Source organism: Aeromonas sp. FDAARGOS 1409, from assembly GCF_019048705.1.
Classification (GTDB): Bacteria; Pseudomonadota; Gammaproteobacteria; order Enterobacterales; family Aeromonadaceae; genus Aeromonas; species Aeromonas sanarellii.
Map to the genome: position 1 here is coordinate 2,621,235 of NZ_CP077395.1, position 13,222 is coordinate 2,634,456.

11 protein-coding genes are annotated in these 13,222 nt (G+C 63.5%); 6 read left to right on the forward strand and 5 right to left on the reverse strand.

All coding sequences use genetic code 11. The features are described 5' to 3' along the window. Nucleotides 1–8 precede the first annotated feature (8 nt). From I6L39_RS12495 to rimO, 5 genes are all read right to left on the reverse strand, one after another. Nucleotides 9–1,031, reverse strand: a complete 1,023-nt coding sequence (locus I6L39_RS12495; RefSeq protein WP_216989820.1) for an ABC transporter ATP-binding protein — start codon at nt 1,029–1,031, stop codon at nt 9–11. Then, nucleotides 1,028–1,939 carry an ABC transporter permease gene (locus tag I6L39_RS12500; protein WP_216989821.1) on the reverse strand — a complete coding sequence of 304 codons (912 nt, stop codon included), beginning with the start codon at nt 1,937–1,939 and terminating at the stop codon, nt 1,028–1,030. The genes I6L39_RS12495 and I6L39_RS12500 overlap by 4 nt, the downstream gene beginning before the upstream one ends. Nucleotide 1,940: 1 nt before the next feature. Beyond that, nucleotides 1,941–2,924, reverse strand: coding sequence for an ABC transporter permease (locus tag I6L39_RS12505; protein ID WP_216989822.1), 984 nt, complete (start codon nt 2,922–2,924; stop codon nt 1,941–1,943). Nucleotides 2,925–3,041: 117 nt separating this feature from the next. Further along, nucleotides 3,042–4,724 (reverse strand): ABC transporter substrate-binding protein, encoded by a 1,683-nt coding sequence (locus I6L39_RS12510; protein WP_216989823.1) that lies wholly within the window; start codon nt 4,722–4,724, stop codon nt 3,042–3,044. 531 nt (nt 4,725–5,255) lie between these two features. Continuing rightward, nucleotides 5,256–6,584 carry a 30S ribosomal protein S12 methylthiotransferase RimO gene (gene rimO / locus I6L39_RS12515; protein ID WP_216989824.1) on the reverse strand — a complete coding sequence of 443 codons (1,329 nt, stop codon included), beginning with the start codon at nt 6,582–6,584 and terminating at the stop codon, nt 5,256–5,258. Between the two features lie 272 nt (nt 6,585–6,856). Between rimO and I6L39_RS12520 the strand changes: the two genes are divergently transcribed. The 6 genes from I6L39_RS12520 to fliI all read left to right on the forward strand — a co-directional run bounded on the left by I6L39_RS12520 (nt 6,857) and on the right by fliI (nt 13,218). After that, complete coding sequence (locus tag I6L39_RS12520) at nt 6,857–7,633, forward strand: lipoprotein (RefSeq protein WP_042076989.1); 777 nt, start codon at nt 6,857–6,859, stop codon at nt 7,631–7,633. A gap of 195 nt (nt 7,634–7,828) precedes the next feature. Next, the gene (gene fliE, locus I6L39_RS12525; protein ID WP_042076988.1) at nt 7,829–8,146 is read left to right on the forward strand and encodes a flagellar hook-basal body complex protein FliE; all 318 of its coding nucleotides are present in this window, start codon (nt 7,829–7,831) and stop codon (nt 8,144–8,146) included. 55 nt (nt 8,147–8,201) lie between these two features. Further along, a complete protein-coding gene (gene fliF, locus I6L39_RS12530) occupies nt 8,202–9,908 on the forward strand; it encodes a flagellar basal-body MS-ring/collar protein FliF (protein WP_216989825.1) in 1,707 nt (568 codons plus the stop codon). Then, entirely contained in the window at nt 9,901–10,962 is a 1,062-nt protein-coding gene (gene fliG / locus I6L39_RS12535) for a flagellar motor switch protein FliG (protein ID WP_042076986.1), read from the forward strand. Before fliF ends, fliG begins: the two co-directional genes overlap by 8 nt. A 70-nt stretch (nt 10,963–11,032) precedes the next feature. Further along, nucleotides 11,033–11,836 carry a flagellar assembly protein FliH gene (gene fliH, locus I6L39_RS12540; RefSeq protein ID WP_216989826.1) on the forward strand — a complete coding sequence of 268 codons (804 nt, stop codon included), beginning with the start codon at nt 11,033–11,035 and terminating at the stop codon, nt 11,834–11,836. 50 nt (nt 11,837–11,886) lie between these two features. Then, complete coding sequence (gene fliI, locus I6L39_RS12545; protein ID WP_216989827.1) at nt 11,887–13,218, forward strand: flagellar protein export ATPase FliI; 1,332 nt, start codon at nt 11,887–11,889, stop codon at nt 13,216–13,218. Nucleotides 13,219–13,222 lie beyond the last annotated feature (4 nt).

The following is a 13,222-nucleotide window of genomic DNA, read 5'->3' on the forward strand; positions in this document are numbered from 1 at the left end:
AGACATCCTTAACAGCCAGCGGCCTTGTCCAGATGGATCGGAAGATCCGGTTGTTCCTCTGCTGCCTCATGAAGGTGGCAGGCAGCCTGTTGGCCGGGCCGGATCTCGGCCAGCCGGGTGTATTCCTGGCGGCAGCGCTCGTGCACCTTGCTGCAGCGTGCCTGGAAGCGGCAGCCCACCGGCACCTCCAGCAGGTTGAGGGGGCTGCCAGGGATCCCCTCCAGCACGGTCTTGGGCCCGTGCAGGGGGGGGAAGGAGTTGCCAAGGCCCCGGGTGTAGGGGTGCAGGGGCGAGGTCAGGATCGCCTTGGCCGGCGCCACCTCCACCAGTTCCCCCGCGTACATGATGCCGATGCGGTCACAGAACTCGACCATCAAGGAGAGGTCGTGGGTGATGAAGAGGATGGAGAAGTTGAACTTCTCCTTGAGGGCATAGACCTTCTGCAGGATCTCCCGCTGCACCACCACGTCCAGCGCCGTGGTGGGCTCGTCCATGATGAGCAGCTCGGGGTTGAGGGCCATGGCGATGGCGATCACCAGCCGCTGGCGCATGCCGCCGGAGAACTGGTGCGGGTAGTCCTTGAGCCGGCTCGGGTGGATGTCGACGATCTCCAGCAGCTCCTGGGCACGTTTGATCGCCTCATAGCGGGTCATGCCGGGGTTGTGGGCCAGCAGCACGTCGCAGAACTGCTCCTCCATGCGCAGCACCGGATTGAGGGCGTTCATGGCGGACTGGAACACCACGCTCGCCTGGCGCCAGCGGTAGCTGCGCAGCCGCTCGTCGTCGAAGGCGAGGATGTTCTCCCCCTTGAAGCGGATCTCGCCGCCGCTGATGTAGGCGGGCGGCTTGTGCAGGCGCGCCACCGAGAAGGCGACGGTGGACTTGCCGCAGCCGGACTCGCCAGCGAGGCCGAACACCTCACCCGGCATGATGTCAAAACTGACCGAGTTGACGGCGCGCACGTCGCCGTTCTCGGTGATGTAGTCGACGCAGAGCTGGCGCACCGACAGCAGGGGTTGTTGCGATTTCATGCGACCTTCTCCTCGGCGTTCAGCTGGGTCGGGGCGTTCAGTTTCTTCCAGCGATTGAGGCCCTTGTGGGAACGCAGCTGGGGGTTTGCAATCTCGTCGATGGCGAAGTTGAGCATGGCCAGACCCGCCCCCAGGGCGGCGATGGCGAAGCAGGGGGCCAGGACCTCCCACCAGGCACCCACCAGGATGGCGCTCGAGGTCTGGGCGTTGTAGAGCATGATGCCCCAGCTCACCACGGTCGGATCGCCGAGCCCCAGGAACTCCAGGGTCGCCTCGGTGACGATGGCGTAGATGATGGATCCGATGAAGCTCACCCCGATGATGGAGATGAGGTTCGGCAGTATCTCCACCAAAATGATGCGCCAGGCCGGCTCCCCCAATACCTCGGCGGCGATGACGAACTCCTTCTCCCGCAGGGCCAGGGTCTGGGCGCGGATGACGCGGGCACCATAGGCCCAGGAGGTAAAGCCGATGATGAGGGCTATCACCATGGGCGACGCCTCCCCGATAAAGCTCGCCAGCACCAGCAACAGGGGGAGGTTCGGGATCACCAGCACCACGTTCATCAGGAAGGTGAGGCACTCGTCCACCACGCCGCCGAAGTAGCCGGCGGTGATGCCGACCGTGATGGCCAGGGCGCAGACCAGCAGGCCTGCCCCGAAGCCAACCAGCAGGGAGATGCGGGCACCGTGGGTGAACTGGGCCCAGAGATCGTGGCCCATGCGGTTCGATCCCATCACCAGCTCCACGCTGGGGGGCTGGTGGGGGCGGGCGACCCGCTTGGTGGGCTCGTTGCTGGCGAGCAGCGGGGCGAACAGGGCCATCAGCACGAAGGTGACCACGATGGCGAGGCCGAAGGCGGCCTTCTTGTTGCCCAGCAGGATTTTCAAGATAGTCGGCATACGCATCTTATTTGCCTCCTGTACGCAGGCGGGGATCCAGGAAGACGTAGAGCACGTCCGCCAGGAAGTTGAAGCTGAGCATGGTGATGGTCATGATGAGCAGTTGCCCCTGGATGAGGGGGTAGTCACGGGCCAGGATGCCCTGATAGAGGGTCAGTCCCAGGCCGGGGTAGTTGAAGATCACCTCGGTGATGAGGGATCCGCCGATGACGAAGCCCAGCGCCATGGAGAGGGCGGTGACGCTGGGCAGCACGGCGTTGCGGGCGCCGTAGTTGAAGATCACCCGGTTGCTGGAGAGCCCCTTGGCCTTGGCCATGGTGATGTAGTCCTCGCCCAGCAGGTTGATCATGTTGTTGCGCATGGTGATAAGGAAACCACCCACCTGTACCAGCGCCAGGGTGCCCACCGGCATGATGGCGTGCAGCAGGATGCTCTTGATGTGTTCCCAGCCAAAGTCGGCGGGGATCTCGGGGCTGTAGGCGTAGCCGATGGGCAGCCAGCCGAGGCTGACTCCGAACAGGAAGAGGGCGAGCAGGGAGACCACCACGGGGGGGATGGCCTGCATCACGAGGGTGAGTGGGGAGAGGATGCTGTCCATGCGTCCGCCCCGGTACCAGGCGGCGAAGATGCCGACGATGGAGCCGATGGAGAAGCTCAGAATGGTGGAGGTGCCCACCAGGAACAGGGTCCAGCCGATGGCGCGGCCGAGGACGTCGGCAACCGGTTGGGGGTAGTAGCGCACCGAGGTGCCGAGATCCCAGGTGAAGACGCTCTTCACATAGGTGAGAAACTGGGTGCCGATGGGGCCGTCCACGAAACCGAAGGTGGCTTTGAGGGCTTCCAGCGCGGCGGGTTCCATCATGGCGCCGGCCCGGGCAAACATGACGGAGACGGGGTCCCCCGGCATGGCTCTGGGTAGCAGGAAGTTGATGGTGGCGGCCACCAGGAAGGCGACCAGATAGAAGGAGAAGCGTCTAAGTATAAATCCCATGGTGATACCTTTTACTGCAAGCCTGCCCCGCGCCGGGCAAAGCTCCCCCAACCCCGGCAGGTGCGGGGGATGGAAGACATGGCGGGGAAGAGGGCCCCCCGCAGGGGGCCGGGGTGATTAGCTGTTTGGCTTGAGTGACAGCACGTGCAGCAGACGCTCCGGAGTGTCCGGGTGAACCTGCGGCTTGGCGACCGGGTTGTCGGCACTGAACCAGCCATTGAAGCGCTTGGTGCTGTATTCGTACCAGGTCGGGTTGTTGAACACCGGGATGATTGTCTGGTTGGCCCCGACACGCTCCTGGATGGCGAACATGATCTCCTTCTGCTTGGCCGCATCGGCGGTCTGGGTGAAGTCGTCGATCAGCTTGTCGAGCTCGGGATCCTTGTAGCGGGGCGCCGCGAAGCGGTTGCCGCGCTCACCCATGTTGCGGGAGTGGAAAGCGGTCTCGAAGTACTTGTGCGGGTTGGCACCGGCAAAGTAACCCTGCAGGGCGACGTCGAAGTCACCGGTGATCAGGGACTCGGTCCAGACGGTGGCTTCCGGGGTGGCGGTCTTGGCGTTCAGGCCCAGGGCCTGCAGGCCTTCGACCCCGATCTGGACGGTGTTGACCCAGTCGGTCCAGCCGTTTGGCACCAGCACCTTGAACTCGATCTTCTTGCAGCTCGGGGTGTCGAGGAACTTGTCGCCGTCACAGTCCTTGTAGCCCGCCTGTTTCAGCAGGGCCTTGGCCCCTTCCAGGTCGAACTTGTTGTACTTGCCGTACTTCTTCTCGACGTCCGGGTTGTCCCAGGAAGCGAATGCCTTGCCAAGCCCTGACGGGTACTCGTTGACGGTGGGGTAGCCGTAGCCCGCGATGTCCACCATGGACTGGCGGTCCATGGCCATGGAGAAGGCGCGGCGGAAGTTGATGTCGTTGAAGGCTTCGTGGTTGCCGGGGTGCTTGCTCTGGAAGTTGACGTTGAACGCCACAGTGCCGGAGGCGGGGAACCAGTACTTGTTGTTCTTGGGATCGTTGCCGACGTAGAGGCGCTCGATGTCCGGCACGAAGGAGCCGAACCAGTCCACATCACCCTTCATCACGGCGGCCAGCACCTGGTCGTTGGTGGCCATCTGCGGCATGCGCAGGCAGTCGATGGCGAGGTTGGCGTTGTCCCAGTAGTGCGGGTTGCGGCACTGGGTGTAGAGCTGGGCGGAGAAGTTGTCCACCTCGGTGAAGGGGCCGCTGCCGACCGGCTTGTCGTTGGTGAAGGCGACCGGGTCCTTCACCGACTTCCACTGGTGCTCGGGGACGATGGGCACCAGCACGATGTCGTTCACCACGTTGGTGTTGACGGCCGCCAGATCGAACTTGACCTTGTACTGGCCCAGCTTCTCGACACTCTTCACCTGGGTCCAGATGGAGCGTTCGTCCAGGGCCTTGTTGGCCTTGACCAGGTTGAAGGAGAAGAGCACGTCGTCGGCGTCGAAGCCTTCGCCGTCTGACCACTTGACCCCTTCACGGAGATCGAAGGTGACGGACTTCAGGTCATCGCTGAAGGCGTAGTGGGTGGCCAGACGATAGACGGGTTTGCCACCCTGCATATCGTTGAAGATCACCAGGGGCTCATAGATGAAGTGGCGGGTGGTGTGCAGCAGACCGGCCTGCAGGAAGGGGTTGAAGTTCTTGACCCATGCGGTTTCCTGCTGGGCGACCAGGGTCAGCACCGTCTTGTTGTCGGCGGCCATGGCGGTGCCGGCGGCACCGAGCATCAGGGTTCCCAGCATGACTGAGGTAGCGATTTTGGATACTTTGGCAAGCATATTTTTTCCTTTCTTATTGGTCTTCCATGTTTGGAATGGAGCGCCGAGATCGCATGCTTGGATACCGGCCCTCTGTGTTGGTCAGGTTTTGCACCCTTGTAGTTGTGTCGTCCAACGCCATTAGAAAAGCAGAATTAACAGGAAGACAACAACTCTTCATTTCGTCGATATCGTAAAAACCCGAGAACTCTCGTCAATATCGTCAAAATGTATTTTTAATCCTTTTAAATTATACAGTTGCATTAATTCTCACAAAATACGAAGTCACCTGTTTTGACAGCGTGACGACGATAGTGTGAACTGGATCGTGCTCGTTTTTTCTCCGCCATGGTGGCTTTTTTTTGACCGGGAAAGAAGCAGGATGCGAGGTGAGGCGAAACTGTGCGCCGGTTCACGGCCAGAGAGGGGCCGAGGCGAAGGGCGCTCTGCCACACTCAGTCCCAAGGGAGGCATGGCCGGAGGTCGGGGAGTCGAGGGCAATAAAAAAGCCAGTCAGCGGTGGCTGACTGGCTTGAGGGATGTTCTGGGAGATTACTCGACCAGGCTGGCCCAGAGGTCGTACTCGTCCGCCTCGTCGATGCGAACCTTGACCATGTCGCCGGGCTTGAGGCCGGTCTCACCGTTCAGGTAGACCAGGCCGTCGATCTCGGGGGCATCGGCGGTGGAGCGGCCGGTGGCACCCTCTTCGTCCACCTCGTCGATCAGCACCAGCATCTCCTTGCCGACCTTGCGGGCGAGCTTGCGGATGGAGACCTGCTGCTGCAGCTCCATGAAGCGCTGGAAGCGCTCCTCCTGCACCTCGGCCGGCACCGGATCCGGCAGCTCGTTGGCCTTGGCGCCCTCGACCGGGCTGTACTTGAAGCAGCCGACCCGATCCAGCTCCGCCTTGTCGATGAAGTCCAACAGCATCTGGAACTCTTCCTCGGTCTCGCCGGGGAAGCCGACGATGAAGGTGGAGCGCAGGGTGATCTCGGGGCAGATCTCGCGCCACTTCTGGATGCGCTCCAGGGTGCGCTCGACGGAGCCGGGGCGCTTCATCAGCTTGAGGATGCGCGGGCTGGCGTGCTGCAGCGGTATGTCCAGGTAGGGGAGGATCTTGCCGTCGCGCATCAGGGGGATGACGTCATCCACGTGCGGGTAGGGGTAGACGTAGTGCAGGCGCACCCACATGCCGAGCTTGGAGAGCTCCTCGCACAGGGCCACCATGCTGGTCTTGACCGGCATGCCGTCGTAGAAACCGGTGCGGTGCTTGACGTCGACGCCGTAGGCGGAGGTGTCCTGGGAGATCACCAGGATCTCCTTCACGCCGGCCTCTTTCAGGCGCTTGGCCTCGGCCAGCACCTCGCCGATGGGGCGGCTCACCAGATCCCCGCGCATGGAGGGGATGATGCAGAAGGTGCAGCGGTGGTTGCAGCCTTCGGAAATCTTGAGATAGGCGTAGTGGCGCGGGGTCAGCTTGACGCCCTGGGCCGGCACCAGGCTGGTGAAGGGGTTGTGGGTCGGCTTTTCCACGTACTTGTGAACGTGGCCCAGCACCTCTTCATAGGCGTGGGGACCGGTGATCTCGAGCACCTTGGGGTGGATCTCGCGGATCTGGTTCTCTTTGGCACCCAGGCAGCCGGTGACGATCACCTTGCCGTTCTCGGCCAGGGCCTCGCCGATGGCTTCCAGGGACTCCTGCACCGCACTGTCGATGAAGCCGCAGGTGTTGACCACCACCAGCTCCGCATCGTCATAGCTGGGCACCACGTCGTACCCTTCGGTACGCAGCTGGGTCAGGATGCGCTCGGAATCGACCAGGTTTTTGGGGCAACCCAAGGAGACGAATCCTACTTTGGGGGCCTGTTTTGTGTTGGACATCGCTCAATCACTCTTAGGTGGCTCTTATTCAAGGGCGCGGATTTTACCGGAATGGCTAACCAAAAACTATACAACTGGCGTCGCTGGTCCGAACATTCTTTCGCGCCACGGCAAGGCCTGCCCCCGTGCGGCCGTGTGCCTGCCCGGAAAGGACGGGAACGGGCCCGTGGTGGTTTCATTGACGCAGGCTGAACGGGAGAGAATCAAGCCCTTCTTCGAGTAAGCTTGAGTCTGTTAGGCTGAGTCTTGGCACAACGAAAGAGGAGCTGATCATGAAGAGCCGATCCTGGCTGATTGCCGCCACCCTGGTGCTGGCGTCGACCCCCGGCCATGCCGACTGGGCGAAGTTGAAGGAGGCCGCCTCCGAACTCGGTACCGCGGTGAGCGATACCGGCAAGGAGGCGTGGAAGGGGATCACCGATTTTTCCAAGGAGACCTGGGAGTCTGTCTCCAACTGGGGGGCCGAGGCCTACAACAAGGCCGGTGCCTGGACGGCGGAGAGCGCGGCCACCGGCAAGGAGTGGCTGGCGGCCGCCGACAAGAAGCTCGACACCATGCTCGAGCCCAAGACCCCGGAGGAGGCCCGCACCGCCCTCGACACCATGGCCGATACCGCCCTGGTGCGGCTGTTCAACGAGCAGCCCTCTGCCAAGCTGTTGTTTGACAAGGCTTATGGCTATGCGGTGTTCGATTCGCGCAAGTTCTCCCTGATGGTGCACACCAACCAGGGATCCGGGGTGGCGGTCAACCGCGCCAGCGGCAAGCACACCTACATGAAGATGTTCGGCGCCGGCATGGCGGCTGGCTTCGGCGGCAAGTTCTACCAGCAGGTGATGTTGTTCGAGACCAAGCAGACCTTCGACAACTTCGTGAACAAGGGCTGGGAGGCGACCTCGGAGGCGGGGGTGGTGGCCGGCAAGGAGAGCGCCTCCCTCGACTCGGGTTACAACGGGGGCATGGCCATCTACCAGCTTGGGGAGAAGGGGCTGCTGTACGGCGTCAGCGTCACGGGATCCAAATACTGGATCGACGAGGATCTGACTCAATAACCTCAGGATCCGTCCTGATGATGGCCCGCACCCTGCGGGCCATTTTTATGTCTGCCGGTCGGGTCCATCCCTGGCGGTGAGGCTGACCATGGCGGCAGGGCCTGCCGTTGCCGTGAGGCTTTTACGGATCCTTCCTGATTGGCACTCTAATTGCTTAAGGCTTGCCAGTGTCAATGATTTGTCTGGGAAGGGAAGATGGAAATAAGCGCAAGCAGTCTGATGCAAGAGATGCAGGCTCTCAGGGTGGAAGCCGGTGCCACGCCGCTGACCCAGCCCGGTCGTCCGGTCAATTCGGACTTCGGCCAGATGCTCCAGCAGGCCCTCGACAACGTCAACGAGTTGCAGGGCAGCGCCAACGATCTGCGCACCCGGTTCGATCTGGGTGACAAGTCGGTGGATCTCTCCGAGGTGATGATCGCCGGGCAGAAATCCTCCATCGCCTTCGAGGCGACGGTGCAGGTGCGCAACAAGATGGTCGACGCCTACAAGACCATCATGAACATGCCGGTGTAACTCGGGCCTATGGCGACCGAGCATCATGAACATGTCAGCAATAAGGACATAAACCGTGGCTAACGATCCAAACGGCGATCTGCTGATGAACAACGAGGGGGCGGCGGCCCTCGACGAGAACGAGCAGAAGAGCTCGGCGCTGGGCTTCCTGTCCAACACCGATGTGCTGCGCCAGCTCACCCTGATCCTGGGGCTGACCATCTGTCTGGCCATCGCCGTCTTCATCCTGCTGTGGGGCAAGGAGCCGGAGATGCGTCCCCTCGGCACCTTCAACACCCAGGAGCTGGTCTCCACCCTCGACTATCTGGATCAGCAAAAGATCCCCTACCAGGTCGACGGCAAGAGCGTGCTGGTCAGTGCCGAAAACTACGCGGACATCCGTCTGCGCCTGACCCGGGCCGGCCTGGCCGGCAGCAGCGAGGTCAGCAACGACGGGGAAGCCATCCTGCTCAAGGACTCCAGCTTCGGCGTCAGCCAGCGCATGGAGAGCGAACGCCTGAAACTGAGCCGCGAGCGCCAGCTGGCGAGCGCCATCGAGCAGTTCCAGAACGTGGCCAAGGCCCAGGTGCTGCTGGCCATCCCGAAAGACAACGTGTTCGCCCGCAACGAGCGCAAGCCGAGCGCCACTGTGGTGCTGAGCCTCAAGGGCAGCGCCCTCGGCCAGGGGGAGGTGGACTCCATCGTCGACATGGTGGCCTCCGCCGTTCACGGTCTGGAGCCGACCCGCGTCACCGTGACCGATCAGAACGGTCGTCTGCTCAACTCCGGCTCCCAGGATCCCCTCTCTGCCCAGACTCGCAAGGAGTTTGCGATGCAGCAGAAGCAGGAGCTGGAATACAAACAAAAAATTGACGCCATCCTGATCCCGGTATTGGGGGCGGACAACTACACCGCCGAGGTGGATCTCTCCCTCGACTTCTCCCAGCAGGAGCAGACCCGCAAGACCTACAACCCAGACCTGCCCGCCGTGCGCTCCGAGATGACGGTGGAGGAGAACAGCGCCAACGGCAGCAACGGCGGCGTGCCCGGCGCCCTCTCCAATCAGCCGCCCGCCGCCTCCAGCATTCCCGAGCAGGCCGCCGGCGGGGAAGGGGGAACCGGCTCTTCCGGCCGTTCCCGCAAGGAGGCGACCCGCAACTTCGAACTGGACACCACCGTGAGCCACATCCGGCGCCAGCAGGGCGGCATTCGCCGCATGACGGTGTCGGTGGCGGTGGACTACAAGGCCGTCCCCGGTGCCGACGGGGCCGTGACCCGGGAGGCCCGCAGCCAGGCCGAACTCGATACCCTGCGCCGTCTGCTGAGCGGCGGCCTGGGTTTCGACGTGACCCGGGGCGATACCCTGGAAGTGGTCGCCATCCCGTTCAACCGTCCGGAGCTGGAAGCCGTCGCCGAGACGCCGCTCTACGAGCAGCCCTGGTTCTGGCGCGCGGTGCGCATCGCCGCCTCCGTGCTGGTCATCATAGTGCTCATCGTCACCGTGGTAAGGCCCATGCTCAAGCGCCTGCTCTACCCGGATGCCAAGCCGGAAGGGGAGCTGGACTTCGACAACCACACCGTGCTGGGTGGGGACGACGAACTGAGCCTGCTGGCGGCCCAGGCCGAGGCCGAACCCGTGTTCGGTCTGCGGGATGGCCAGCTGAAGCTGCCGGATCTGCACCGTGACGAGGACCTGCTCAAGGCCGTGCGCGCCCTGGTAGCAAACGAACCCGACCTGGCCGCTCAGGTCATCAAAGAATGGGTAACGAATCGAGATGCCTGAAGAGAAGAAAACCCAAGTCACCGGTAACGAGATTACCGATACCCAGCGTCAGATCCTGGATCAGATGAGCGGGATGGAGATGGCGGCGGTACTGATGCTGAGCCTGAGCGAGGAAGATGCCGCCCAGATCTTCCGCCACCTCGAGCCCAAGCAGGTGCAGCGGCTCGGCATGTCCATGGCCTCCATGTCGGATTTCAGTCACGACCGGGTGGCGGCGGTGCATCGTCAATTTATCGACGACATCCAGAAATACACCAACATCGGCATCGGCAGCGAAGACTTCGTGCGCAAGGCCCTGGTGGCGGCGCTCGGGGAGGACAAGGCCAGCAACCTGGTGGATCAGATCATCCTGGGCTCGGGTGCCCGCGGCCTCGACTCCCTCAAGTGGATGGATGCGCGCCAGGTGGCCAGCATCATTCAGAACGAGCACCCGCAGATCCAGACCATAGTCCTCTCCTACCTGGAGCCGGAGCAGTCCGCCGAGATCCTGAGCCAGTTCCCGGAGCAGGTGCGCCTGGATCTGGTGATGCGGATCGCCAACCTGGAAGAGGTGCAACCGGCGGCGCTGCAAGAATTGAACGACATCATGGAGAAGCAGTTCGCCGGTGCGGCGGGCGCCCAGGCGGCCAAGATGGGTGGCCTCAAGGCCGCCGCCAACATCATGAACTACCTGGACACCAACATCGAAGGCCAGCTGATGGACTCCATCCGCGAGTCGGACGAGGAGATGAGCCAGCAGATCCAGGATCTGATGTTCGTGTTCGAGAACCTCATCGACGTGGACGATCGCGGCATCCAGACCCTGCTGCGGGAAGTGCCGGGGGATCTGCTGCAACGGGCCCTCAAGGGGTCGGACGACCAGATGCGGGAGAAGGTCTTCAAGAACATGTCCAAGCGGGCCGCCGAGATGCTGGCGGACGACCTGGAGGCCATGGGGCCGATCCGGGTCTCCGAGGTGGAGGCCGCCCAGAAGGAGATCCTCTCCACCGCCCGCCGTCTGGCGGATGCGGGCGAGATCATGCTGGGGGCCGGCGGTGGCGAAGAGTTCCTCTAAGCCATCGGCCATCATATGTGCGATGATGTCGGGCCCTGCATCCGGCTCTCGATAGGAGTGTCTTCGGCACATGAACAACAAGAACAACAAGCTGCGCGGTTACCTCAGGCCCGAGGCTGACGAGGCGCAGATTGAAGCCTGGGGCTGGCCCGAGATGGAGACCGAGGCCGAAGTCGAGACCAACGCCCTGGGGCTGGCCCCGGACTGGTATCGCCAGGAGCAGGCTCCCGAGCTCCCGCCGGATGCCCCTGTGGAGGAGCCCGCCCCCAGCATCACCGCCGAGGAGGTGGAGGCGATTCGCCAGGCCGCCTGGGAGGAGGGCATGCGCGAAGGCCGGGAAGCCGGCTTCGCCAAGGGGCTGGAAGAGGGCAAGCTGGAGGGGCTGCAACAGGGCCACCAGGCGGGTCTGGAGCAGGGCAGGGAAGAGGGGCTCGCCCTGGGCCGGGATCAGGTGGAGCAGGAGGTGGCCCGCTGGCAGGCGCTCGCCACCCGCCTCGCCACGCCGCTCAGCGAACTGGATGGGGCGGTGGAGCAGCAGCTCATCACCCTAGTGCAGCAGCTCGCCCGCGCCCTTATCCGCCATGAGGCGCAAACCTCCCCGACATTGTTGCTGGAGGCCCTCAAGCAGGGGCTGGCCCTGCTGCCCGCCGCCGAGCAGGGGGTCACCCTGATGCTGCATCCTGACGATGTGACCCGGGTGGAGCAGGCCTTCGGCGCCGAGGAGTGCGTCAGGCGTCACTGGCGGCTGCAAAGCGATCCCACCCTCTCTCCCGGCGATCTGCAGCTCGCCACCGAGCTCTCCAGCATCGATCTCGCCCTCTCGGGACGCATCGATCAACTGCTGCGCAATTTCCTGCGCGACAATGCGGGCTGAGCCGTGGTCTGGCGCTTGAACACCCAGGGCATCCTATCTTCGGAGGCGACATGACTGCATCCCTGCTCAACCGGCTGCAAGGCTACCGGGTGCGCGATCAGGCCCCCATACCGCCGGTGGCGGGCAAGCTCACCCGGGTGGTGGGGCTGACCCTGGAGGCCATCGGCTGCCGCGCCGCCATCGGCTCCCTGTGCCGGATCGACACCCAGGATGGGGCCCTGGAGGCCGAGGTGGTGGGCTTCTCCGGCGATCGCCTGTTCCTGATGCCGAGCGAACAGCTCAAGGGGGTCATTCCCGGCGCCCGCGTGGTGCCCGTCACCGAGGATCACGGCATTCCGGTGGGCATGAACCTGCTCGGGCGCGTCATCGACGGCATCGGCCAGCCCCTGGACGGGATGGGCCCCATCATCTCCTCCCAGACGGTGCAGTTCGCCCAGCACCGCATCAACCCGCTGGCCCGCCGCCCCATCCATCAGCCGATGGACGTGGGGGTGCGCGCCATCAACGCCGTGCTCACAGTGGGCCAGGGCCAGCGCATGGGGCTGTTTGCCGGCTCCGGCGTCGGCAAGTCCGTGCTGCTCGGCATGATGACCCGGGGCTCGGTGGCGGACGTGGTGGTGGTGGGCCTCATCGGCGAGCGGGGCCGGGAGGTGAAGGAGTTCATCGAGGAGATCCTCGGCGCCGAGGGGCGCGAGCGCGCCGTGGTGGTGGCGGCCCCCGCCGATGCCTCCCCGCTGATGCGTCTCAAGGGGTGCGAGACGGCGCTCGCCATCGCAGAATACTTCCGGGATCAGGGGCTCAACGTGTTGCTGCTGATGGACTCCCTCACCCGTTACGCCCAGGCCCAGCGCGAAATTGCCCTGGCGGTGGGAGAGCCGCCGGCCACCAAGGGCTATCCACCCTCGGTATTTGCCAAATTGCCGGCGCTGGTGGAGCGGGCTGGCAACGGCAGCGACGGTCAGGGTTCCATCACGGCGTTTTTCACCGTGCTGACGGAGGGGGACGATCTGCAGGATCCCATCGCCGATGCGGCGCGGGCCATCCTCGACGGCCACATCGTGCTGGCGCGGGAGCTGGCGGATGCGGGGCACTACCCGGCCATCGACATCGAGAAGTCCATCAGCCGGGTCATGCCCATGGTCACCTCGCCGGAGCACATGGAGCTGGCGCGCACCTTCAAGCAGTTCTACTCCCTCTACCAGCAGAACCGGGATCTCATCACCATAGGCGCCTACAGCCAGGGATCGGATTCCAGGATCGACCGGGCCATCATCCAGAAACCCTATCTGGATCAGTTCTTGCAACAGAAGATGCGCGAGGTCATTCCCTACGACGAAGGCCTGCAATCCCTGCACATGGTCGCCATGCCATTGATGCGTTGAGCCG

Excerpts from the sequence above, each read along its gene's own strand:
- fliG (WP_042076986.1), top strand. The coding sequence starts at position 9,901 with ATGCCTGAAGAGAAGAAAACCCAAGTCACCGGTAACGAGATTACCGAT.
- I6L39_RS12505 (WP_216989822.1), bottom strand. The coding sequence starts at position 2,924 with ATGGGATTTATACTTAGACGCTTCTCCTTCTATCTGGTCGCCTTCCTG.
- fliI (WP_216989827.1), top strand. The coding sequence starts at position 11,887 with ATGACTGCATCCCTGCTCAACCGGCTGCAAGGCTACCGGGTGCGCGAT.
- rimO (WP_216989824.1), bottom strand. The coding sequence starts at position 6,584 with ATGTCCAACACAAAACAGGCCCCCAAAGTAGGATTCGTCTCCTTGGGT.
- fliH (WP_216989826.1), top strand. The coding sequence starts at position 11,033 with ATGAACAACAAGAACAACAAGCTGCGCGGTTACCTCAGGCCCGAGGCT.
- I6L39_RS12500 (WP_216989821.1), bottom strand. The coding sequence starts at position 1,939 with ATGCGTATGCCGACTATCTTGAAAATCCTGCTGGGCAACAAGAAGGCC.
- fliE (WP_042076988.1), top strand. The coding sequence starts at position 7,829 with ATGGAAATAAGCGCAAGCAGTCTGATGCAAGAGATGCAGGCTCTCAGG.
- I6L39_RS12520 (WP_042076989.1), top strand. The coding sequence starts at position 6,857 with ATGAAGAGCCGATCCTGGCTGATTGCCGCCACCCTGGTGCTGGCGTCG.
- I6L39_RS12495 (WP_216989820.1), bottom strand. The coding sequence starts at position 1,031 with ATGAAATCGCAACAACCCCTGCTGTCGGTGCGCCAGCTCTGCGTCGAC.
- I6L39_RS12510 (WP_216989823.1), bottom strand. The coding sequence starts at position 4,724 with ATGCTTGCCAAAGTATCCAAAATCGCTACCTCAGTCATGCTGGGAACC.